A 20,487-nucleotide genomic window follows, 5' to 3' on the forward strand; every position below is an offset into this window, starting at 1 on the left:
CTGACGCTCGTCCTGATCCTGTCCGTGATCGCCGATCTCGGATTGGGTCCTGCCCGCTACTCCATGCGCGAGGTCGTGCTGGCACTGATGGGATCGCCCGAGGTCTCGCTGCAGATCAGCGTGGTGATCTGGGACATCCGCATGCCGGTGGCGCTCATGGCGGTCGTGGTCGGCGCCGCCCTGTCGGCGGCGGGCGCGCAGATGCAGACCATCCTGAACAATCCGCTCGCGAGCCCCTTCACGCTCGGCATCTCGGCGGCGGCCAGCTTCGGCGCATCGGTGGCGCTGGTGTTCGGCATCGGCTTCCTACCCTGGGCCATCGACTACATCGTGTCGATCAACGCGCTTCTGATGGCGATGCTCGCGGCCCTGTTCATCCATTTCATGAGCCAGCGGCGCGGCGTCACCGTCGAGACCATCGTGCTGCTCGGCATCACCCTGGTCTTCACCTTCAACGCGCTGCTCGCGCTGGTGCAGTATCTCGCGTCGGAGCAGGCGCTGTCGGCGGTCGTGTTCTGGACCATGGGCAGCCTCACCCGCGCCACGTGGCCGAAGCTTGCCATCACCACGGCGGTGCTGGCCGTCTCGCTCCCGCTCTTCGTGCGCCGCGCCTGGGCGCTCACGGCGCTGCGCCTGGGCGAGGACAAGGCCGCGAGCTTCGGCATCAACGTGCGCTGGCTCAGGCTCGAGACCATGATGATCATCAGCCTGCTCGCCGCCGTGCCGGTGGCGTTCGTCGGCACCATCGGGTTCATCGGGCTGGTCGGCCCGCACATCGCCCGCATGCTGGTGGGCGAGGATCAGCGCTACTTCCTGCCGGCTTCCGTGTTGTCGGGCGCAGCCATCCTGTCGCTCACTTCGGTGATCAGCAAGTCCATCGTGCCCGGAACGATCTTTCCCATCGGCATCATCACGGCGCTCGTGGGCGTTCCGTTCCTCTTCAGTCTCATCATGTCCAGCCGGAGGCGCGCATGGTAGCGACCCTGCAACTCAACCAAGTCGGCGTTCGCTACGGCAAGCAGGAGGTGCTCTCGGGCGTCACCACGCCGGTGCTGAAGGGCGGCGAGGTCACGGCGGTGATCGGCCCCAATGCTGCCGGCAAGTCGAGCCTGTTCCGGCGCATCGCCGGCCTCCTCGACGGACCCGGCGACATCCGCATCGACGACGCCCCGCTCAAGGCGAGCGCGAGCAGCGTCTGCTACATGCCGCAGGACACCTCCGTGAACACGGTGCTCACCGTCTACGAGTCGGTGCTGCTTGCCCGCAAGCAGGGCACGGCGCGCAAGGTCACCGACGAGGATCTCGAAGAGGTCGACCGCGTCCTGTTCCGCCTGCAGATCGAGGCGATCGCGTTCAAGGGCCTCTCGGAGCTCAGCGGCGGCCAGCGGCAGCTGGTGTCGCTCGCCCAGGTGCTGGTGCGCGACCCGAGGATCCTGCTCCTCGACGAGCCGACGAGCGCGCTCGACCTTCACCGGCAGGTGGAGGTGCTGGCGCTCATCCGCTCGCTGGCGCGGGAGCGGGAGATCTGCGTGGTGCTGGCCATCCACGATCTCAACCAGGTGCTGCGCGTGGCCGACCGGGTGATGGTGATCGACGCCGGCACCATGGTGAGCTGCGGGGCGGTGGACACGGTGATCACGCCGACGCTGCTGCAGAACATCTACAAGGTGGAAGGCCGCATCGAGCGCTGCTCGCGCCTGTGCCCGCACGTGATCATCGACGGACCGCTCGGGCGCGCGTGAGCCCGAGGGAGCCGTCCGTTCAGGGCGTGCCTGTCCGGTCCGTGAGCGCCGGCGTCAGCATGCGTCCGCGGTTGATCAAACCCGCCACGCAGGCCGCCAGGGACAGGGCCGCCCGGTCGGATCTTTCCAAACGCAGGCAGCTCACATACTGGCGCATCAGCTCCACGGTCACATAGTGGAAGGCCACGTCCGAGCCGCGGGCCGGCCTCATGCGCAAAGAGGCGGTCATGAGCTTGTCGAGATACTGCAGCTGCTCGCTCTGCGGCTCGGCCAGGAAGCCGCTCAGGCCGCCGAAGCTGTCCTCGAAATGCCCCCACAGGAGAGTGACGTTTTTTGCGGCCTTGTCCTGCTGATGCGGATCGAGCGCCTGGAACTCGGCAAGGAGCTCCCAGACCGGATCGCGCTCCAGCGCCTCCTCCTCCGGGGTGGCGAGGGGGATGAAGGGAAGCAGCGTGCGCGTGTGCGCCAGGATGGTCGGGCGGGCCGCATCCCACCCGGCGAACACCTTGGGAAAAACGATCAGCGCAGTGGCCAGAACGGTCTGGTCGAGCGTTCCGCTCACCCGGCTGAGGGCCGGGCGCACCGCGTCGCCGCATTTCCCGGCCAGCCGCCACTGGAGATGACAGAGTTTGTAGAATAGCTCCAGCCTCTGAAGGAGGCCGCTCTTCGGTTCGTCGTCGACATGCCAGGGGAAGTTGAAGTTGCTCCGAGGTTGAGACAGGCCACTCATTAGTTCGATAATCCGATCCGCAAATCACTTCCGACACGGCTCGGGTTCATACATGAACAATCCAGGCAACTTTGAGGCCCCAGTGGCGGGCTCCTGAACTTCATACGTTTCCGATGTCGCTACACTGACGCATTAGGATTATACTTACATTATAAGTTATATTTCCTTTTATTCCTTTAGGGAAGTCTACACGTCTGCCGGTGCGGTCTCGCCCTTTCGGCCTCGGGAGCAGGTCTCCAATCCCGTAACAGCCGGTTGAACCTGCCGTATCGCCATGTTATAAAATCCAAAGCCTTTCCTGAGCCGATAGCGGTCCCTGCTGCGGCCCCTCCCCTGAAGGATTATCCCATGGCCAAAATCGTCACTCCCTCCGTGCCCGCCTCGCTGCCGATCATCGATTCAGGGGACCATATCCTCCAAGGCGGCGCGTCCGGCGATGTTTTCATGATCATGTCAAGCGAGTTCAGCCTGACCATCAATGGAAGCGACGGCAGCGACTGGATCCTGTTCAACGAGGGATCCATCACGTTCGACATGAACCAGACGGCTGCGCAGAATACCGGCTACGGCACTCACACGATCAGCAGCATCGAAGGTATCGTGACCTCGAACCGCCTGGAACTCCCGGGTCAGGACGCGATCATCGGCAACGCCAGCGACAACGTTTTCATGACATACCATGGAGACGACAAGATCGAAGCCGGCGACGGACGCGACTTCATCCTCGCCGGCTCCGGCAACGACACTGTGACCGGCGGAAACGGCACCGATTACTTCATTTTCGGCGACAAGCTGGATAAGAAGACGAACGTCGATAAAGTCACGGATTTCAAGCATAAGACCGATAAGATCGTGCTGTCCAAGTATGGCTATGACGATCTGGGCGGCAAGTTCAGCGTCTTCGCCAAGGCCGGAAAGGCCGGAGACCTGAAGAAGAGCGCTTTTTACGAGGGCAAGAAGGCCCACGATAAGGACGACAGGATCATCTACGACAAGAAGACCGGCGCGCTGTATTACGATCCGGACGGCACCGGCAAGGTGGCTCAGGTCAAGTTCGCGACGCTGACGAACAAGCCGAAGGGCATTACCGCCGACGACTTCTACATCATGTGAGAACGCTGGCCCTCATAGGGTTGGGCTTGAGGGGGTGGGGAGGAGGCATAGCGCTCCTCCCTTCATCCTTCATGGCATCGTCTGGCATGAGGGCTTCGCGCCGATGGCGCGGTCCGCCCGGACCGCCCCTGCCGGACCGCGTCAGTTGGGGTAGTACGGCTCGAAGGTGCTCTTCATGGGGTGCGGGTTCCAATCCTGGCGTGAGGCCGATAGCACCCTCCGCTCCCCGGACCAGCGGCGCTTGAATTGTCTGGCGGCCTCCCGGTCCTTGAAGCCGACGAGGCCCAAGCCGCGGCCGAACTGATGGAAGTCGTAGGAGGCCCCCTCCTCTTCCAGCCAGCGGACAACCTGAAGCCTGAGGGCGCGCCGGCCCTCGTTCCAGACATCCCAGTCGTTGACCATGAACACAACAGGCCAGAGCTTGGCATAGGCCTCAGCCTCGTGGCAGGCGGACGTCGCCAGCTCTTCATCGCGTATGGTGTCTACGATGACGGTCTTGAACTCTTCCAGTTCTGTCATGGCCTACATCTCACGTTGTTGAACACGCGTGTTGCAGTCGCGCCAGGTTCAGGCACCCAGAGTAACAAACCTACCTCACAAGAGGTAAACGAACGGCAATTTGGGTGGTTCCGGCCCTATGCCACTTGCGCGTCGAGCCAGCCGCCCTATTCCCGCAACCCCGCCGCCTTCTGCAAGCGCACGATCCTCGGCAACCGCGCCGAGGACGGTCGGAGCGGGATTGAAGACCCGGCCGTCTTAAAGGATCCCTAAGGCGCAACAGGGCGAGAGCCGAAAGGAACGCCCCCTTAGCATCCGCACCTTGCGGGCCGCAGCGGAAACCAGGAAGTCCAGGCAGCGCCCACCCGTCAAAGCGCCCGGCGGAAGAGCAAATATTCAAAAACTAGGACGAACGGGAACTTCGATAGAATAGATTTCCCAGCACATAAGAAAAAGGGCCACGACCAGCCATTTATGACTGTGTTCGTGACCCTTAAGACCGTATTTTGCCCCTACGGTTAACGCTGCATAAAACAAACATTCCGCCTCAGCAAGCAAAATAGTTTACAAATAAACTACATAGAGCGTCAGAATGGCGCAGTTAATCTATTGACATGCGCAATCAATCTCATGATTCGACACATTTTCGACAGAATACTCCATGAATAGATAGGTTCTCGACCTTTTATTTGCCCCTACGGGTCGGACCTTATAGCGCCCTCTGAAAAGCGGGCGCTTTCTTTTTGGGAAATCGCCCCCCCGCAAGCGCCTCATGGCATATAGCCAAGAACTCAGGACGCTCCCTGAGGGGCGAAAAAGCAGATGATGGCCCGGGTCCTGGGTTCCTCGCAGAGGTGGAATTTGGCATCCGGGGACATCTTGGCGTATTCCCGCCCGACGAGGCGTCCATCCCAGAGCCGCCATCCCTCGGCGGTCTCGGTCACGGTCTCACCCCGGGCCTCGACAAGCTCCCGGCAATCGTGTTCGTCGCAGCACCAGGCCGGATACCAGCTATGGGCCAGAGCCTGGCCGGCGCAGAGCCAGGCCGCCACAAATATCATCCGTCCGCAACCAACGGCCATTCAGGACAAACCTCTTGCGGGAGGCAAAGCCTCGACTGACAAGCCTGGTCCCGATCTTGGGACGCGCCGAGCGGCGCGTCCAGCCCTGCCCCAGCGTTAGGGCAGAGCCTTATTCACCTGGAATGCTCTATTCCTTGGTGTGGAAGTAGGGCTCGACCTTGCCCCTGAGCTTGATGGTCATGGGATTGCCGTGGCGATCCTTGGCATTGCCGGCGGTCACGCGCACCCAGCCTTCGCTGACGCAATACTCGTCCACATTGGTCTTCTCGGCCCCGTTGAAGCGGATGCCCACGCCCTTCGCGATCAGCTCCTCGTTGAAATAGGGGCTGTTCGGGTTCGAGGACAGGCGGTCGGGAAGCGTGTCGGTCATGCGAAGAATTCTCCAATCGTGGGTATGGGGTCGGCCGGCAACCTATCCTCTTGTGCCCTGAAAGCCAATTGCGGCTCCCTCCCCGTGACAAGAGCCCCGCGATACCCTACTTTCGTTGAACTCCCGGGCCGGGAGACCATAATCCGCGCCACAAGCGGAAGCAGACAGGGAGAGAGATTTGTCGGCTGCGACAGACGGGATCCACACCGATTTTTCCGACGGCATGAGCTATGGGGACTATCTCCGGCTCGACACCCTCCTGTCCGCCCAAACCCCTCTCACGGGCGAGCACGACGAGCTTCTCTTCATCACCATCCACCAGGTGATGGAGCTGTGGCTCAAGCTTCTGAACCGGGAGCTCGACACGGCGCTCGCCCATATCAGGGCGGACGAGCTGCAGCCCGCCTTCAAGTGCACGGCCCGCATCAACCGGATTCAGGAGCAGCTGATCCAGGCCTGGACGGTGCTGTCCACCATGACGCCGTCCGACTACCTGAGCTTCCGCCCGGCGCTCGGCAAATCCTCGGGCTTCCAGTCCTGGCAGTACCGGCTCGTGGAGTTCAAGCTCGGGGCCAAGGATGCGGGCAAGATGGCGCCGCACCGGCACCGGAGCGATCTTGCGGAACAGTTGGAGGCCGCCTACCGGGCGCCGAGCCTCTATGACGAATCCCTACGCCTGCTGGCCCGGCGCGGATACGCCGTGCCGGTCGAGGTGCTGGAGCGCGACCTGACGCAGCCCTATGCGGCGCATCCGGGCGTCGAGGCCGTGTGGGAGGAGATCTACCGCCATTCCGGCGAGCATTTCGACCTCTACGAGCTTGCCGAGGAACTGGTGGATCTTGAGGACGCCTTCCAGCAATGGCGCTTCCGGCACATGAAGACCGTGGAGCGCATCATCGGCATGCGCAGCGGCACGGGGGGCAGCACCGGCGTGAGCTACCTGCGCAAGGCGCTGGAAAAGTACTTCTTCCCCGAGCTCTGGTCCGTGCGCGGCAAGATCTAATCAGGTAGGATCATCATGCTTGACCTGCGTTCCCAATTCTCCCGCTTCCTCAACACCGAGCCGGACCGCCTGCACTTCGCAGCCCACAGCCATCACCCCTGGCCCGATGTGACCCGCGAGGCGCAACTGCGGGCCTGGGACGATGCCGCCCGCCTGATGGACGACAAGTGGGAGCACGTGCTCGGCCCCGTCCTCGACGAGTTTCGCGGCCATGCGGCGGAGCATCTCGGCCTGCCCGATCCGTCCACCATCGCGGTGGCGCCCAACACCCATGAGCTTCTCAAGCGCATCCTGTCGTGCTTCCCGGCGGATCGACTGATCCGCATCCTTACCTCGGACGGCGAGTTCCACTCCTTCACTCGCCAGATGGCGCGCCTGGAGGAGGAGCGAGCCGTGTCGGTGACGCGGGTGCCGGTCGAGCCCTTCACGACCTTCGAGGATCGCTTCTTTTCGGCCGCCCAGGACGGCTACGATCTCGTCTTCGTGAGCCAGGTCTTCTTCAATTCGGGCTTTGCGCCGGACGGGCGCAGGGTCGCCGAATGCGCCAGCGACGGGGCCATGATCGTGATCGACGGCTATCACGGCTTCATGGCGCGTCCCACCGACCTGAGCGCCATCGCCGAGCGCGTGTTCTACATGGCGGGCGGCTACAAATACGCCATGGCGGGCGAAGGCGCGTGCTTCATGCACTGCCCGCCCGGCTGGGGCCCGCGCCCGCGCGATACCGGCTGGTACGCCGCCTTCGGCAACCTGATGGGCGCGCAGAGCGGACAGGTGGGCTACAGCCAGGACGGCTGGCGCTTCATGGGCGCGACCTTCGACCCGTCGGGCCTCTACCGCTTCAACGCGGTGATGCGCTGGCTCGCGGAAGAAGGCATCACGCCGGGCATCATTCACGCCCACGCGAAGGCGCTGCAGCAGCACTTCCTGCGGCGCATCTCCGATTCCGCCTTGTTCGAGCAGGCCTCCCTCGTGGTGCCGGCCGACGAAACCCGGCGCGGCAACTTCCTCACCTTCGAGACCCCGCAGGCGCAGGCCATCCACCGCGACCTGAAGGACCTGCGGGTGGTCACCGACGTGCGCGGCCACCGCCTGCGCCTGGGCTTCGGCATCTACCAGACGGAAGAGGAAGTGGACGACCTGGTCCGGCGCATCGACGAGGCCGGGGCGATCGAATCCATGGCGGCGGATACGTCATCGGCGGCCTAGCGCATCGTGCGGACCCTTGGGCGACGCCCATGCCATTCCCGGCCGCAGTGCGGGAAGGGAATTCATGGCGCTGGGCGTGTGACTGGATCCCCTTCCCGGCCTGCGGCTCGCCGGGGATGACAGCGACACACCTTCAGTGTCATTCCCGGCCGGAGCGTAGCGGAGGGGAAGGGAATCCATTCCGCTGAGCATGTGAGTGGATCCCCTTCCCGGCCTGCGCCCGCCGCGATACATCCGCTGTTCTAGAGCCCCAGCATCTTCATGCCCGGCTCCGGGTAGCGCGTGCCGGCGGCGGCGCCCGGCGGGATGATGCGGTCGATGCGCTGAAGCTCATCGGCGTTAAGCGTCACGTCGAGGGCGCCGACATTCTCTTCCAGGTAGCGGCGGCGCTTGGTGCCGGGGATCGGCACGATGTCGTTGCCCTGCGCCAGCACCCAGGCGAGCGCGAGCTGCGAGGCCGTGCAGCCCTTCTCTCCGGCCATGGCTTCGATCTCGCGCACGAGGTCGAGGTTCTTCTGGAAGTTCTCGCCCTGGAAGCGCGGCGAGCTGCGGCGGAAATCGTCCGGCTCCAGATCGTCGATGCTCTTGATCTGCCCTGTGAGGAATCCACGTCCGAGCGGTGAGTAAGGCACGAAGCCGATGCCGAGCTCGCGCACGGTGGGAAGAAGCTCATCCTCCGGATCGCGGCTCCAGAGGGAATACTCCGTCTGCAGGGCGGTGATGGGATGAACCGCATGGGCACGGCGGATGGTCTGCGGTCCCGCCTCCGAGAGGCCGAGATACCGCACCTTGCCCTCGCGCACGAGATCGGCCATCGCCCCCACCGTATCCTCGATGGGCGTGCTGGGATCCACCCGGTGCTGGTAGTAGAGATCGATGTGATCGAGCTTGAGCCGCTTCAGGCTCGCCTCGCAGGCCTGGCGCACATAGTCCGGCTTGCCGCTGACCCCGAGGCGCTCGCCGTTGGGGCCCCGCACGTTGCCGAACTTGGTGGCCAGCACCACCCTGTCGCGCCGGTCCGCGATGGCGCGGCCGACGAGCTCCTCGTTGCGCCCGACCCCGTACATGTCCGCGGTGTCGAGAAAGGTGACGCCGAGCTCGACCGCCCGATGGATCGTGGCGATGGCCTCATCCTCGTCGCGGGTGCCGTAGAACTCCGACATGCCCATGCAGCCGAGGCCAAGGGCGGATACTTGCAGTTGACCGAGCTGACGCTGCTGCATGGACGATCTCCGGATGTGAGGGGCAAGTGGCGCCGCGAACGCGCGGCCGGCAGGGCATGAACTAGCCCTGAGCCATCCGGTTTCCAGCCCTGGGTCGTGCGATGGCGGTGAGTGCGGCTCGCAAGGCCCTCCCCTCACGCAAGGCTCACCATGGTGCTTCGGGGCCTTAACGGGCGCCCGAACCGTGCTATCCTCCGGCCATGCTCCTCTCGCCCGTAACCCTCCGCCGCCTCGGGCCCGCCGACGTTCCGGTCATGCGGGGGCTGAACGCCTTGTTCGGCGAGGCCTTCGGCGATCCCCAGACCTACACGGGAGACCAGCCTGACGACGCCTACCTGGAGGGCCTGCTCGCCAAGGAACATGTCTTCGCGGTCGTGGCGCTTTCGGGCGACGAGGTCCTGGGCGGGCTCGTGGCCTATGAGCTCGACAAGTTCGAGCAGGCACGGCGCGAGGTATATATCTACGATCTGGCCGTAGGCGCGGCGCACCGGCGGCAGGGCATCGCGACCGCCCTCATCGCGCACCTGCGCGGGATCGCAGCCCGCCGGGGCGCCTGGGTGATCTACGTTCAGGCCGATCATGGCGACGATCCGGCCATCGCGCTCTACGACAAGCTCGGGGTGCGCGAGGAGGTGCTGCATTTCGACATCGCGGTTGCGCCCGCATCGCGCTGATCGGCGCAGCCCTCAGGCCGCCTGCCCGGCGCACCAGCCCGACGACCAGGCCCACTGGAAATTGTAGCCCCCGAGCCAGCCGGTCACGTCCACCACCTCGCCGATGAAGTAGAGGCCCGGCACCGCCTTCGCCTCCATGGTCCTGGAATCGAGCTCGCGGGTATCGACCCCGCCGAGGGTGACCTCGGCGGTGCGGTAGCCCTCCGAGCCCGCAGGCTTGAAGCGCCACCGGTTCACGGCCTCGTCGATGGCGCGCAGCCGCTTGTCGGAATAATCCGCCAGGTTGGCGGGGCCCTTCTCGGTCTCGGCCACGAGCTGCGCCAGCCGCTTGGGCAAAAACCCGGAAAGGGCCGTCTGCAGCGCCTGCCGGCCGTTCTGGGCCCGGGCCTTCCGCAGCTCCTCGAACAGGCTCACCCCCGGCAGCATGGAGAGCACGATCTCGTCGCCCTCGCGCCAGTAGGACGAGATCTGCAGGATGGCCGGGCCGCTCAAGCCCCGGTGGGTGAACAGCATCGCCTCCGAGAACGCCGTCTTCCCGCAGCCCGCCACCGCATCGACGGCCACGCCCGCGAGCGGCGTGAGGCGCTCCAGCAGGGTGGGCTCCAGGGTGAGCGGCACCAGGGCCGGCCGGGTCTCGACGAGCTTGAGGCCAAACTGCCCCGCCAGATCATAGCCGAAGCCGGTGGCGCCCATCTTCGGGATTGATTTGCCGCCTGTGGCCACCACGAGGGACTGGCATCGCACGGCACCTTGCTGGAGCCGCAGCTCGAAGCCTTCGGGGGTTTTCTCCACCGCCTCAACGGAAGTCGACAGGCGAAGCGTCACCTGCGCCTGGCGCATCTCGTTCAGCAGCAGATCGACGATCTGCCTCGACGAGCCGTCGCAGAAGAGCTGGCCCAGGGTCTTCTCGTGATAGGCGATGCCGTAGCGCTCCACGAGGGCGATGAAGTCCCGTTGCGTGTAGCGGCGCAGGGCCGAGATGGCGAAGCTCGGGTTCTGCGAGATGAAGTTCGACGGCCCCGCGTTGAGGTTGGTGAAATTGCACCGTCCGCCACCGGAGATGCGGATCTTCTCGCCGGGCTTGGCCGCATGGTCGATGACCAGCACGGAGCGCCCGCGCTTGCCGGCTTCGGCCGCGCACATCATGCCGGCAGCGCCTGCGCCGATCACCACAACGTCGAACTGATCCAAGGGATGCTTTCCTCAACGGATATCGCCGCGCATCTGCCATGAGGGGCGCGGCGGGAGGCCGTTCGTAATCCAAGGGAGGCAGGCGGCGCAAGACGCGGCCTGACGCAGGGAGGGCGGGATGATGGGGCTGGCCGTGAACCCAGGCGAGCCGAGACCGTTTGGATCAGGCAAGCCTATAATGGGAGACGCAGCGTGGGACATCTCACCTTCGACGGCCTCGGGCCCTACGACCTGCCCGACGCCACCTATGCGGATGCCCACAAGGACGGCGACGGCTTCATGCTCTCCTTCCGGCTCTGGAAATCGGAGAACGCCTGGACCCTGGTGCGCATCCGCGTGAGCAATGAGGAGGCCGACAAGCTCGTGCGCCAGATCGGCGACGCGCGGGTGAGATCGGACGGCTCGACCATCATCTGAACTCAGGCGTTTTCCAGCCGCGTCATGCCGGGGCGCCACGAGCGGGCTTGCGCCCTCGCGCCCCGGATGCGATCCAGCCTCATGCCTCACCTTGCCGAATACGGCGCCTTGTTCGCCGCCTCCTTCCTGTCCGCCACCATCTTCCCGTTCCAGTCGGAAGCCGTGCTCTTCGCCATGCTGGTGGCGGAGCATTATGCGTGGTGGGCGCTCATTCTCGCGGCGAGCGTCGGCAACATCCTCGGCTCCATCGTCAACTGGTTCCTGGGCCGCTTCCTGGTTCGCTTCCAGGACCGTCCCTGGTTTCCGGTGAAGCGCGATCAGATGGCGCGGGCCGAGGGCTGGTATCACCGCTACGGGCGCTGGACGCTGCTCCTGAGCTGGACGCCGATCATCGGCGATCCGCTGACCATCGTGGCCGGCGTGCTGCGCGAACCCTTGCGGGTCTTCATCCCGCTCGTGGCGCTTGCCAAGACGGGCCGCTATCTCGCCGTGGGTGGGTTGAGCTTGGGGTGGATGTGAATAAACGCTTTCGCTGTCATTCCGGGGCCGCGCAGCGGAGCCCGGAATCCATAACCACTAACGTTACGCAGTAGAACACAGCGACTATCACAGCATCACAAAGGTCGATGTGGTGTTTATGGATTCCGGGCTCGGCTCATGCGAGCCGCCCCGGAATGACAGTGGAGGCTGGCCTTACGGCCCCTGGAGGCTCGACCAGATCTCTTCCAGATGACCCGGGTCGATCACGTCGCCGGATGCGGTGCGGATGACCGCGTGCATGCCGGCGGGCGCCTCGTTGGTCATGGCCCAGTGGACGGCCTCGCGCAGGGAGGGAAATTCCACCACGTCGCTCGGAGCGCCTTGGCTGCCGCCCTGCGGGCCCATGGGCTCGAATTGCAGATGGGCCGGAGCATTCAAATCGGTTTGCATCACCATGTCGCCGTCCTGCTCTTGTCCAGAGGGTTCAGGCGGGACAACGTTCATCGAGGCTCGGCCGTTTCAGCTTGGCCGAAACTAGGCAACCTCAGGCCGTCCTGTGCTCCTCGCGGGCCGCCTCCCACACCTCCCGGGCGGCATCGGCATTCATGGCCGCAATGGCGAGGCCGACGATGAGATCCGGCCAGGCGGACAGGGTCGCCGCGGTCACCAGGCCCGCCGCCACGATGGCCACGTTGGCGATGGCGTCGTTGCGGGCGGACAGGAAGGCCGCCGTCGTGAGGCTGCCGCTGTGGTGGCGATAGCGGGCGAGAAGCGCGGCGCAGACCAGATTGACCGCGAGCGCCCCCGCGCCTGCAAGCGACAGGGGCACGGGCTCGGGCGGAACGGGCACGGAAAACTTCTCCCAGGCCATCCAGAGGGTGGCAAGCCCCGGCACCAGCAGGATGCCGGCCAGCACCATGCCGACCCGCGCCCGCATCAGGGCAGTAAAGCCCAAGGCCAGGAGGATGAGGAGGTTGACCGAGGCGTCCTCCAGGAAATCGACGCTGTCGGCAAACAGCGACACCGATCCGATGGCGAGCGCCACCGCGAACTCGACCCCGAAATAGCCGAGGTTGAGGACCGCCACGAGGGCGACGGTGCGGCGCAAGGCCTGGCTGGATGGATCGACGGTCATGAGGTTCTCACGCGGCAAACATGGCGGGGCCTAGCGACAGAGGCGTTCCTCCGCAAGAGCGTTGTCCTTCGCCGTCGTTTCCGGGAGTGCGCACGGCGGGGAGGGAATCCATAAAGCAGCGCTTGATCGTGGATCCCCTTCCCTCGCCTGCGGCTCGCCGGGGATGACAGCGTGGCGCTTACCTGACCTCAGTGTCATTCCCGGCCGGAGCGAAAGCGGAGGGGAAGGGAATCCACTCACGCGCGCAAAGCCATGAAGCGCCTTCCCGGGCTGCGGACCACTGGGGATGACAGCCCGGGGCGTGCCTCGGCAATTCCATTGCGGCAAAGCAGGCGCGACCACAAGGAATGGCAATTTTTCTTGCAAGTTACGCAATTTCAGTCGAACAAGGCCTCGGATTTGTAGGGGAAACCATGCCAGCCTATCGTTCTCGCACCACCACCCACGGCCGCAACATGGCGGGCGCTCGCGGCCTCTGGCGGGCCACGGGCATGAAGGATTCCGACTTCGGCAAGCCGATCATCGCCGTGGTGAACTCCTTCACCCAGTTCGTGCCGGGCCATGTCCACCTCAAGGACCTGGGCCAGCTCGTGGCGCGGGAGATCGAGAAGGCCGGCGGCGTCGCCAAGGAGTTCAACACCATCGCGGTCGACGACGGCATCGCCATGGGCCATGACGGCATGCTCTACTCCCTGCCGTCCCGGGAGCTGATCGCGGACTCGGTCGAGTACATGGTCAATGCCCACTGCGCCGACGCCATGGTGTGCATCTCCAACTGCGACAAGATCACCCCCGGCATGCTGATGGCGGCCCTGCGCATCAACATCCCGGTCGTCTTCGTGTCCGGCGGGCCGATGGAAGCCGGCAAGGTCGTGCTCAACGGCGTGACCAAGAAGCTCGACCTCGTGGACGCCATGGTGGCCGCTGCCGACGAGAACGTCGCCGAAGAGGACATCAAGGCGATCGAGCGCTCCGCCTGCCCCACCTGCGGCTCGTGCTCAGGCATGTTCACGGCCAATTCCATGAACTGCCTCACGGAGGCGCTGGGTCTGTCGCTCCCGGGCAACGGCTCGACGCTGGCAACGCATGCCGACCGCAAGCGCCTCTTCGTGGAAGCCGGCCACCTGATCGTCGATCTCGCCCGCCGCTACTACGAGCAGGACGACGCGAGCGTTCTGCCGCGTTCCATCGCCTCGTTCGCGGCCTTCGAGAACGCCATGACCCTCGACATCGCCATGGGCGGATCGAGCAACACGGTGCTGCACCTGCTGGCCGCGGCCCACGAGGCCGAGGTTCCCTTCACCATGGCCGACATCGACCGCCTGTCGCGGCGCGTGCCGGTGCTGTGCAAGGTCGCGCCCGCCATCGCCAACGTCCACATGGAGGACGTGCACCGGGCCGGCGGCATCATGGGCATCCTTGGCGAGCTCGACCGGGCGGGCCTTCTCGACACCTCGGTGCCCACGGTTCATGCGGAGAGCATGAAGGCGGCGCTCGACCGCTGGGACGTGACGCGCTCGAACAGCCCGGCAGTGCATGAATTCTTCGCCGCAGCGCCCGGCGGCGTGCCCACGCAGACCGCCTTCAGCCAGGCGAGCCGCTACGACAGCGTGGACACGGACCGGGCGGGCGGCGTGATCCGCAATGCGGAGCATGCCTTCTCCAAGGACGGGGGCCTTGCGGTTCTCTCCGGCAACCTGGCGCTCGACGGCTGCATCGTGAAGACGGCCGGCGTCGACGAGAGCATCCTGGTCTTCTCCGGCCCAGCGGTCGTGTTCGAGAGCCAGGACGATGGGGTGAGCGGCATCCTCAACGGCAAGGTCAAGGCCGGCGACGTGGTGGTGATCCGCTACGAGGGGCCGCGCGGCGGACCCGGCATGCAGGAGATGCTCTACCCCACGAGCTACCTGAAATCGAAGGGCCTCGGCAAAGCCTGCGCGCTCATCACCGACGGGCGCTTCTCCGGCGGCACCTCGGGCCTGTCCATCGGCCACGTCTCGCCGGAAGCGGCCGAGGGCGGCACCATCGGCCTCGTGCAGGACGGCGACCGGATCGAGATCGACATCCCGAACCGCGGCATCCGCCTCGCCGTGGACGACGCGGAGCTGGAGCGCCGCCGCGCCGCGCAGCAGGCCAAGGGCTGGCAGCCGGCGGCTCCCCGCAAGCGCAAGGTGTCGGCGGCCCTCAAGGCCTATGCCATGCTGGCCACCAGCGCCGCCAAGGGCGCCGTGCGGCAGATCTGATCCGGCCGGTTCCGGTTTGAAGCCAAGAACAGCGCCGCGGCAGGGGCCTCTGCCGCGGCGCTGTTCTTTGGAGGGACCGCCGCTGCCAAAGGTCTCAGGCGAGGCACCGCGCCTTGACGAAACACTGTCCGGTGGAGTCCAGTCGGACCGGGCCAAATCAGCCGCAGGATACCGATGAGCCGCTTCGCACTGACCGCCAGCTTTCTTCTCCTTACGGGACTGGGCCTCGCCCAGGGCTCACCGGAAGAGAAGCCTCTCCAGCTGACCGTTCGTCCCTCAGGCTACGAGGCCGAGGCCAACGAGGCACTGAAGCGGCAGCAGAAGCTTCTCAGGCGCCTGGAGCAGAGCACCCACATGATGCGCTCGATCTGCGTCAATTGCGGCGACGAATGGAAGCACCAGATCTACACGCCGTTCAACCCGCTCGCCTCGCTCGGGCGCTCGGCTCCGCCACCGGAACCGGAACCGCCCGAGGATTAAGCCAGTTGCGCGATTTTTCCCTGATGCCCACCATTTGGGCAGGGCAGCCTTTTGGCCGCGACCCCGTTCTATTGAGAAGCTATTCCCGACCCTGTATACACAAAGGCGTGCGAGGACGACCTCGCGCCTTCATGACATCCGGTGGGGACGGCCCTGCCAATGACGGAGGTCCTGTCATGGCATGGACTTGGCTTGGGCTCGCGGGCCTGTTCGAGATCGGCTGGGCAATCGGCCTGAAATACACCGACGGCTTCACGCGCCTTGTTCCCTCGATTTTCACCGGCTTGAGCATGGTCGTGAGCGTTCTGCTCCTGGGCTTGGCCCTCAAGACCCTTCCGGTGGGCACCGGCTATGCGGTGTGGACCGGCATCGGCACCGTGGGAACGGCGCTTTTGGGCATCTACCTTTTCGGCGAGCCCGCAACGGCGATGCGCCTGGTCTGCATCGGCCTGATCGTGTCCGGGATCCTCGGGCTGAAGTTAGCCTCGGGCTAGCTTCGGCTGATATGGCTAAGGGCATCATGTCTGCATTTTCCAGCATAAGGCCAGCATCCTCGGCGCGAGGGCTCAGAGCCTTCGTGCTCGTGGTCTGCCTTGTGATCCTGGGCCTGGAGGCGTGGCGCGACTGGCATGAGCGAGGGCATGAGATCGCCAGGATCAGCGCGGATACGCTGAACCTGGCCAAATCCCTGACCCAGCACGCCCAGGACACCTTCGAACTGGCGGACGCCCTCCTGGTGGACGTGGTCGACCGGGTCGAAACGGGCGGCGTTCTCCCCAACGCCATTGCACGGTTGGACACTTTCCTGGTCGAGCGGGTCCAGTCCCTGCAGCGCATCAAGTCCCTGACGATCTACGGGCCGGACGGCTTTCTTCTGAGCAGCTCCCTGCCCGGTCACCGCGCCAGGGTGAGCGCCCGCGATACGGCTTTCTTCCAGCATCACGGCACGTCGACCAGCGGCGAATGGTTCCTAGGTCCCCTGATCCGCGATCCCCTCGGGAGCGACTGGGTTCTCACCCTCTCCCGCCGCATCGACAAGCCCGACGGCAGCTTCGGCGGCGTCGTGCAGGCCAGCATACCGCCCCGCTATTTCGGCAACTTCTTCGGCCGTTTCGATGTCGGGTCGCAGGGCTCCATTACCCTGATCCATGCCAATGGGACGATCCTGTCGCGCTATCCTTACATCGAGCGTGCGCTCGGGGCCAACATATCGAGCGAGCCCCGGCTGCGGGATATAAGCCGTCCAGGCACCTATGAGTACGTTTCTCCCATCGACGGGGTCAGGCGCCTGGGCGGGCATCAGCGCAACCACGTCTTTCCCGTCGGCGTGCTTTCATCCGTCGGACGGGACGAGGCGCTGGCGCGCTGGAACGAGGAATTCGTTTTCCGCAGCACCATCATCGGCCTGCTGGTCGTCACCATCGGGTCCCTCGGCTGGAGCCTTGCAGGGGCGCTGCGCCGACGGGAGGAAGCGGAGACCGAGCTTGCGGTCCTTGCCACGACGGACGGCCTGACGAGCCTCGCCAACCGTCGCATGTTCGACAGGCAGCTCGAGACGGAGTGGCTTCGGGCCGCCCGGGAGAAGGCGCCCGTCTCCCTGCTGCTGATCGATGTGGATCAGTTCAAGGCTTACAACGACATCTACGGGCATCAAGCCGGTGACGAATGCCTGCGGACCATCGCAAAGGCGATCGTCGGCGCCGCCCGCAGGCCCGGCGATCTGGTGGCGCGCTACGGCGGCGAGGAGATCGCCGTTCTGCTCCCCGGCCTGGACGATGCCGGTGCGGCAGCCGTGGCCGAGAGCATCCGCGCGCGGGTCGAGGCCCTGGCCCTGCGGCATGAGGCCAACGTTCCCTGCAGCATCCTGACGGTCAGCATCGGCAGCGCCACCCGCGTGCCGAGCCTGGACCGGTCCCGCATCGCCCCGAAGGACCTGATCGCCTTGGCCGATGCCGCCCTCTACCGGGCCAAGCAGGACGGCCGCAACCGCGTCTCGGTGGCGAAAGCCGCCTGAGCGGAGCTGCGCTCGAAGCCGCTTCCGGAGCCGATGCCGTTTACATGAAATCAGCTCTCTTCTTGGCTGTATCGCATTCTCAGGTGAACCGGATCCGGTTCACCTGAAAAGCCTCTAGAACACGTATTCCTTGAAGGCCGGCAGCACCGAGCCGCCCCATGCGCCGTGATAGCGCTCCAGCAGGCGCTCCGCCGCGGTGCGGCCCGAATCCACGATCTCCTCCGCATAGGCGAGATGACGGGTCTCGTCGCGGCCCGCCTCGTCGAGGCAGGCGCGGCGGGCGAGGCCGGCGCGTGAGAGCGCCAGGGCATCGCGGGCGATGTCCTGCACGGTGCGTCCGGCGATGGTGGCCTTGAGGGCGAGCGTCGGCACGTCGGCGCGCAACTGTTCGCGTTCCTCCGCGCTCCAGTTCTTCACGAGCTCCCACGCCCCGTCGAGAGCCGCCTCGTCGTAGAGAATGCCGGTCCAGAAGGCCGAAAGGGCCACGATGTGCTCGAGGTTGCCCACATCGGCGCCGCGCATTTCGAGATAGCGCTTGAGGCGCACCTCCGGGAACAGGGTCGAGACGTGGTTGGCCCAGTCGGAGCGCGTGGCGCGCTCGCCCGGCAATTGCGCGAGCTTGCCGGCGAACAGATCGTGGAACGAGGCGCCCGCCACGTCGTGATAGGTGGAATCGCGCTTGACGAAATACATCGGCACGTCGAGCGCCCAATCCACATAGCGCTCGTAGCCGAAGCCGTCCTCGAAGGCGAAGGCCATCATGCCCGTGCGGTCGCGATCCGTGTCGAGCCAGATGTTCGACCGCATGGAGAGATACCCGTTGGGCTTGCCGTCCGTGAAAGGCGAGTTGGCGAAGATCGCGGTGGCGATGGGCTGCAGCGCCAGCGACACGCGCAGCTTCTTCACCATGTCGGCTTCCGACGCATAGTCCATGTTCACCTGCACGGTGGACGTGCGGTACATCATGTCGAGGCCGAGGGTGCCGACCTTGGGCATGTAGTTCGTCATGATGCCGTAGCGCGCCTTCGGCATCACCGGCGTCTCGCCCCGCGTCCAGAGCGGGCTCATGCCGAGCGTCAGAAAGGCAATGCCGAGCCTGTCGCCCACGGCCTTCGCGTCGGCCAGGTGCTGCGCCGTTTCGCGAGCCGTGTCGTGCAGGGTGGCCAGCGGAGCCCCCGAGAGTTCGAACTGCCCGCCGGGCTCGAGCGAGATCGCCCCGCCGCCCTCCTCATCGGCAAGGCCGATGGGGTGGTCGTCCTCGATGATCGGCGCCCAGCCGGTGCGCTCCTGCATCCCCTCCAGAAGGGCGCGGATGCCCCGGCCGCCCTCATAGGGCACCGGGGTGGAATCGGCCTTGTAGAACGGAACCTTCTCGTGCTCGGTGCCGAGCCGCCATGTCTCGCGCGGCTTCTCGCCCGAGGCGATCCATTCCACGAGCTCCGACCGCGCACCAATGGGGGTCGTATCGGATACGTCCCGCGCCATGCATCACCTCATCCAATAAGCGCGTTCAAGGCGCGCCGACTCAGGTCGGGACTCAATAAGGGGCTAAACGCCAAGCTGCAATGAGGGACGAGGGGACAAAACGACGGGGAGCCATGCTCCCTGGTCAATGCCGGATCGCCGTCTCCCCCATCGTTTCCGCGCTGAGCCAATCGACCACGCCGGCGAGCGCATCCCGGTTCGACAGGCCGCGGCCGACGGCTTCCGTGAACAGGGTGAGCTGCTGGTCGGCGCTGGTGCCGCGCGCCACGATCCAGCGGGCGAGGTCGAGCTCCCGCTGGCAGCCGAGCTCCTTCGCGTCCTCGGCGACCATGTCCAGGGTTTCTTCCAGGATTTCCCGCACGGGCTTGGCGGTCCGGGTCTTCTCGTCGACGAAGCTGCCGTGAATGCCGTAGCGCTGCGCCCGCCATCCGTTCTCGTCGTTGATGGCGCGGGAGGCGCCCGTCTGGCCGGCGTTGAGCTGGGTGTCCAGGCTCAGGTGCCGCACGAGGCAGCGGTAGAGGGCGGCGATCGCGATGGTGTCGTCGAGGCGCGTGCAGCTGTCGGCCACGCGCAGCTCCAGGGTCGGGTGCTTCAAGGACGGCCGGATCACCCACCACACATAGGTGGAATTCTCGATGGCGCGGGCGGCCACGAGGGTGTCGATGTAGCGCTGGTAGTCGGCCGCGCTTTCGAAGAGATCCGGCAGGCCAGTGCGCGGCAGTTCCCGGTAGGCCGCGAGCCGATAGCCGAGAAGGCCCGTGCGCTGAGCCTGCCAGAAGGGCGAGGAGGTCGAGAGCGCCAGGAGCAGCGGCAGGTAGGGCTGGATCCGGTTCATGATGTCCACGCGCATCCCCAGATCCGGCACCTCCACATGCACGTGCATGCCGCACAGGACGGTGCGGCTGCCGAGCATCTGCAGGTCGTGCATGACCTTGCCGTAGCGCGGCTGAGCGTTGGGGCGCACCCGCGCCCAGACGGCGAGCGGATGGGTGCCCGAGGCCATGATGGACAGGTTGAAGTCGCGCGCGACGGCTCCCACCGAGGACCTCAGGCCGGCGAGCTGCGCCCGGGCATCGGCAAAATCCAGGGAGGGCTTGGTGGCGACCTCGAGCTGAGGCTCCAGCATCTCGGGCTGGATGTCGCCGGACACGCCCTCGCGGCAGGCGGCGAAGAACTCCCTGATCTTCGCCTTGGCGATGTCGCGCTTCGGGGCATCGTTGACGAAGTACTCTTCCTCGATGCCGACCCTGAAATCCCAGCTCATTTCCTCGGTATCCTCTATCTTATTATTTTAGGAATGACCTTGCTGCACATGTAACCCGGCCTGCAGTCGCGGCCCCAAACTCACCCCCAATAGGGCAGGAGTGGGGCGGATCGGCAGGAAGCTGCTAAGCTTTT

Annotated in this window: 22 protein-coding genes; 12 read left to right on the forward strand and 10 right to left on the reverse strand. The window is 65.4% G+C overall.

Annotation, left to right across the window (positions count from 1 at the left end):
- Nucleotides 1–978 (forward strand): FecCD family ABC transporter permease (locus JKG68_RS12420; protein ID WP_202059802.1); only part of this gene is annotated, 978 nt, incomplete at its 5' end.
- Nucleotides 972–1,742 (forward strand): ABC transporter ATP-binding protein, encoded by a 771-nt coding sequence (locus JKG68_RS12425; RefSeq protein ID WP_202059804.1) that lies wholly within the window; start codon nucleotides 972–974, stop codon nucleotides 1,740–1,742. The genes JKG68_RS12420 and JKG68_RS12425, both read left to right, overlap by 7 nt.
- A gap of 19 nt (nucleotides 1,743–1,761) precedes the next feature.
- Here the strand turns inward: JKG68_RS12425 and JKG68_RS12430 are convergent, their stop codons facing one another.
- Nucleotides 1,762–2,472: a hypothetical protein gene (locus JKG68_RS12430; RefSeq protein ID WP_202059806.1), complete on the reverse strand. Its 711-nt coding sequence runs from the start codon at nucleotides 2,470–2,472 to the stop codon at nucleotides 1,762–1,764.
- A gap of 348 nt (nucleotides 2,473–2,820) precedes the next feature.
- Here JKG68_RS12430 and JKG68_RS12435 point away from each other — a divergent pair, with 348 nt between their 5' ends.
- Nucleotides 2,821–3,585 (forward strand): calcium-binding protein, encoded by a 765-nt coding sequence (locus JKG68_RS12435; RefSeq protein WP_202059808.1) that lies wholly within the window; start codon nucleotides 2,821–2,823, stop codon nucleotides 3,583–3,585.
- A 141-nt stretch (nucleotides 3,586–3,726) separates the two neighbouring features.
- Here JKG68_RS12435 and JKG68_RS12440 read toward each other — a convergent pair whose 3' ends face one another.
- The 3 genes from JKG68_RS12440 to JKG68_RS12450 form a co-directional block, all read right to left on the reverse strand.
- Entirely contained in the window at nucleotides 3,727–4,104 is a 378-nt protein-coding gene (locus tag JKG68_RS12440; protein ID WP_202059810.1) for a hypothetical protein, read from the reverse strand.
- Between the two features lie 770 nt (nucleotides 4,105–4,874).
- Nucleotides 4,875–5,165, reverse strand: a complete 291-nt coding sequence (locus tag JKG68_RS12445) for a hypothetical protein (protein WP_202059812.1) — start codon at nucleotides 5,163–5,165, stop codon at nucleotides 4,875–4,877.
- Nucleotides 5,166–5,292: 127 nt separating this feature from the next.
- On the reverse strand, nucleotides 5,293–5,535 hold the full coding sequence (locus JKG68_RS12450; RefSeq protein ID WP_202059814.1) for a DUF3297 family protein: 243 nt from the start codon (nucleotides 5,533–5,535) through the stop codon (nucleotides 5,293–5,295).
- A 178-nt stretch (nucleotides 5,536–5,713) separates the two neighbouring features.
- Here JKG68_RS12450 and kynA point away from each other — a divergent pair, with 178 nt between their 5' ends.
- Nucleotides 5,714–6,538: a tryptophan 2,3-dioxygenase gene (gene kynA / locus JKG68_RS12455; protein ID WP_202059816.1), complete on the forward strand. Its 825-nt coding sequence runs from the start codon at nucleotides 5,714–5,716 to the stop codon at nucleotides 6,536–6,538.
- A 15-nt stretch (nucleotides 6,539–6,553) separates the two neighbouring features.
- Nucleotides 6,554–7,747 carry an aminotransferase class V-fold PLP-dependent enzyme gene (locus tag JKG68_RS12460; protein WP_202059818.1) on the forward strand — a complete coding sequence of 398 codons (1,194 nt, stop codon included), beginning with the start codon at nucleotides 6,554–6,556 and terminating at the stop codon, nucleotides 7,745–7,747.
- Nucleotides 7,748–7,989: 242 nt separating this feature from the next.
- On the opposite strand, the gene JKG68_RS12465 is transcribed toward JKG68_RS12460, so the two are convergent.
- Nucleotides 7,990–8,970, reverse strand: coding sequence for an aldo/keto reductase (locus tag JKG68_RS12465; protein WP_202059820.1), 981 nt, complete (start codon nucleotides 8,968–8,970; stop codon nucleotides 7,990–7,992).
- A gap of 200 nt (nucleotides 8,971–9,170) precedes the next feature.
- On the opposite strand from JKG68_RS12465, the gene JKG68_RS12470 reads away from it, so the two are divergent.
- Nucleotides 9,171–9,644, forward strand: a complete 474-nt coding sequence (locus tag JKG68_RS12470) for an AAC(3)-I family aminoglycoside N-acetyltransferase (protein ID WP_202059822.1) — start codon at nucleotides 9,171–9,173, stop codon at nucleotides 9,642–9,644.
- A 12-nt stretch (nucleotides 9,645–9,656) separates the two neighbouring features.
- Here the strand turns inward: JKG68_RS12470 and JKG68_RS12475 are convergent, their stop codons facing one another.
- Nucleotides 9,657–10,835 (reverse strand): BaiN/RdsA family NAD(P)/FAD-dependent oxidoreductase, encoded by a 1,179-nt coding sequence (locus tag JKG68_RS12475; protein ID WP_202059824.1) that lies wholly within the window; start codon nucleotides 10,833–10,835, stop codon nucleotides 9,657–9,659.
- A gap of 192 nt (nucleotides 10,836–11,027) precedes the next feature.
- Here JKG68_RS12475 and JKG68_RS12480 point away from each other — a divergent pair, with 192 nt between their 5' ends.
- A complete protein-coding gene (locus JKG68_RS12480; protein ID WP_202059826.1) occupies nucleotides 11,028–11,252 on the forward strand; it encodes a hypothetical protein in 225 nt (74 codons plus the stop codon).
- 81 nt (nucleotides 11,253–11,333) lie between these two features.
- Nucleotides 11,334–11,771, forward strand: a complete 438-nt coding sequence (locus JKG68_RS12485) for a YqaA family protein (RefSeq protein ID WP_202059828.1) — start codon at nucleotides 11,334–11,336, stop codon at nucleotides 11,769–11,771.
- A gap of 174 nt (nucleotides 11,772–11,945) precedes the next feature.
- Here JKG68_RS12485 and JKG68_RS12490 read toward each other — a convergent pair whose 3' ends face one another.
- Nucleotides 11,946–12,236 carry a hypothetical protein gene (locus JKG68_RS12490; protein WP_210346311.1) on the reverse strand — a complete coding sequence of 97 codons (291 nt, stop codon included), beginning with the start codon at nucleotides 12,234–12,236 and terminating at the stop codon, nucleotides 11,946–11,948.
- Between the two features lie 40 nt (nucleotides 12,237–12,276).
- Nucleotides 12,277–12,867, reverse strand: coding sequence for a cation efflux transmembrane domain-containing protein (locus JKG68_RS12495; protein WP_202059832.1), 591 nt, complete (start codon nucleotides 12,865–12,867; stop codon nucleotides 12,277–12,279).
- Nucleotides 12,868–13,280: 413 nt separating this feature from the next.
- Here JKG68_RS12495 and ilvD point away from each other — a divergent pair, with 413 nt between their 5' ends.
- The 4 genes from ilvD (at nucleotide 13,281) to JKG68_RS12515 (ending at nucleotide 17,604) form a co-directional block, all read left to right on the forward strand.
- A complete protein-coding gene (gene ilvD / locus JKG68_RS12500; RefSeq protein WP_202059834.1) occupies nucleotides 13,281–15,110 on the forward strand; it encodes a dihydroxy-acid dehydratase in 1,830 nt (609 codons plus the stop codon).
- A 174-nt stretch (nucleotides 15,111–15,284) separates the two neighbouring features.
- A complete protein-coding gene (locus tag JKG68_RS12505; protein WP_202059836.1) occupies nucleotides 15,285–15,590 on the forward strand; it encodes a hypothetical protein in 306 nt (101 codons plus the stop codon).
- A gap of 176 nt (nucleotides 15,591–15,766) precedes the next feature.
- Nucleotides 15,767–16,084 (forward strand): quaternary ammonium compound efflux SMR transporter SugE, encoded by a 318-nt coding sequence (sugE, locus tag JKG68_RS12510; protein WP_202059838.1) that lies wholly within the window; start codon nucleotides 15,767–15,769, stop codon nucleotides 16,082–16,084.
- A gap of 26 nt (nucleotides 16,085–16,110) precedes the next feature.
- Complete coding sequence (locus tag JKG68_RS12515; protein WP_202059840.1) at nucleotides 16,111–17,604, forward strand: sensor domain-containing diguanylate cyclase; 1,494 nt, start codon at nucleotides 16,111–16,113, stop codon at nucleotides 17,602–17,604.
- A 114-nt stretch (nucleotides 17,605–17,718) separates the two neighbouring features.
- Here the strand turns inward: JKG68_RS12515 and JKG68_RS12520 are convergent, their stop codons facing one another.
- Nucleotides 17,719–19,089, reverse strand: a complete 1,371-nt coding sequence (locus tag JKG68_RS12520; protein WP_202059842.1) for a glutamate--cysteine ligase — start codon at nucleotides 19,087–19,089, stop codon at nucleotides 17,719–17,721.
- Between the two features lie 124 nt (nucleotides 19,090–19,213).
- On the reverse strand, nucleotides 19,214–20,353 hold the full coding sequence (locus JKG68_RS12525) for a carboxylate-amine ligase (RefSeq protein ID WP_202059844.1): 1,140 nt from the start codon (nucleotides 20,351–20,353) through the stop codon (nucleotides 19,214–19,216).
- Nucleotides 20,354–20,487: the final 134 nt, after the last annotated feature.

This window comes from Microvirga aerilata (assembly GCF_016743775.1).
In the GTDB taxonomy this organism is placed as follows: domain Bacteria; phylum Pseudomonadota; class Alphaproteobacteria; order Rhizobiales; family Beijerinckiaceae; genus Microvirga; species Microvirga aerilata.

Coding starts and splice junctions, on each gene's coding strand:
- JKG68_RS12495 (WP_202059832.1), bottom strand. CDS start 12,867: ATGACCGTCGATCCATCCAGCCAGGCCTTGCGCCGCACCGTCGCCCTC.
- JKG68_RS12490 (WP_210346311.1), bottom strand. CDS start 12,236: ATGAACGTTGTCCCGCCTGAACCCTCTGGACAAGAGCAGGACGGCGAC.
- JKG68_RS12525 (WP_202059844.1), bottom strand. CDS start 20,353: ATGAGCTGGGATTTCAGGGTCGGCATCGAGGAAGAGTACTTCGTCAAC.
- JKG68_RS12485 (WP_202059828.1), top strand. CDS start 11,334: ATGCCTCACCTTGCCGAATACGGCGCCTTGTTCGCCGCCTCCTTCCTG.
- JKG68_RS12470 (WP_202059822.1), top strand. CDS start 9,171: ATGCTCCTCTCGCCCGTAACCCTCCGCCGCCTCGGGCCCGCCGACGTT.
- JKG68_RS12430 (WP_202059806.1), bottom strand. CDS start 2,472: ATGAGTGGCCTGTCTCAACCTCGGAGCAACTTCAACTTCCCCTGGCAT.
- sugE (WP_202059838.1), top strand. CDS start 15,767: ATGGCATGGACTTGGCTTGGGCTCGCGGGCCTGTTCGAGATCGGCTGG.
- JKG68_RS12450 (WP_202059814.1), bottom strand. CDS start 5,535: ATGACCGACACGCTTCCCGACCGCCTGTCCTCGAACCCGAACAGCCCC.
- JKG68_RS12505 (WP_202059836.1), top strand. CDS start 15,285: ATGAGCCGCTTCGCACTGACCGCCAGCTTTCTTCTCCTTACGGGACTG.
- ilvD (WP_202059834.1), top strand. CDS start 13,281: ATGCCAGCCTATCGTTCTCGCACCACCACCCACGGCCGCAACATGGCG.
- JKG68_RS12445 (WP_202059812.1), bottom strand. CDS start 5,165: ATGGCCGTTGGTTGCGGACGGATGATATTTGTGGCGGCCTGGCTCTGC.
- JKG68_RS12465 (WP_202059820.1), bottom strand. CDS start 8,970: ATGCAGCAGCGTCAGCTCGGTCAACTGCAAGTATCCGCCCTTGGCCTC.
- JKG68_RS12425 (WP_202059804.1), top strand. CDS start 972: ATGGTAGCGACCCTGCAACTCAACCAAGTCGGCGTTCGCTACGGCAAG.
- JKG68_RS12520 (WP_202059842.1), bottom strand. CDS start 19,089: ATGGCGCGGGACGTATCCGATACGACCCCCATTGGTGCGCGGTCGGAG.
- JKG68_RS12460 (WP_202059818.1), top strand. CDS start 6,554: ATGCTTGACCTGCGTTCCCAATTCTCCCGCTTCCTCAACACCGAGCCG.
- JKG68_RS12515 (WP_202059840.1), top strand. CDS start 16,111: ATGTCTGCATTTTCCAGCATAAGGCCAGCATCCTCGGCGCGAGGGCTC.
- JKG68_RS12435 (WP_202059808.1), top strand. CDS start 2,821: ATGGCCAAAATCGTCACTCCCTCCGTGCCCGCCTCGCTGCCGATCATC.
- JKG68_RS12440 (WP_202059810.1), bottom strand. CDS start 4,104: ATGACAGAACTGGAAGAGTTCAAGACCGTCATCGTAGACACCATACGC.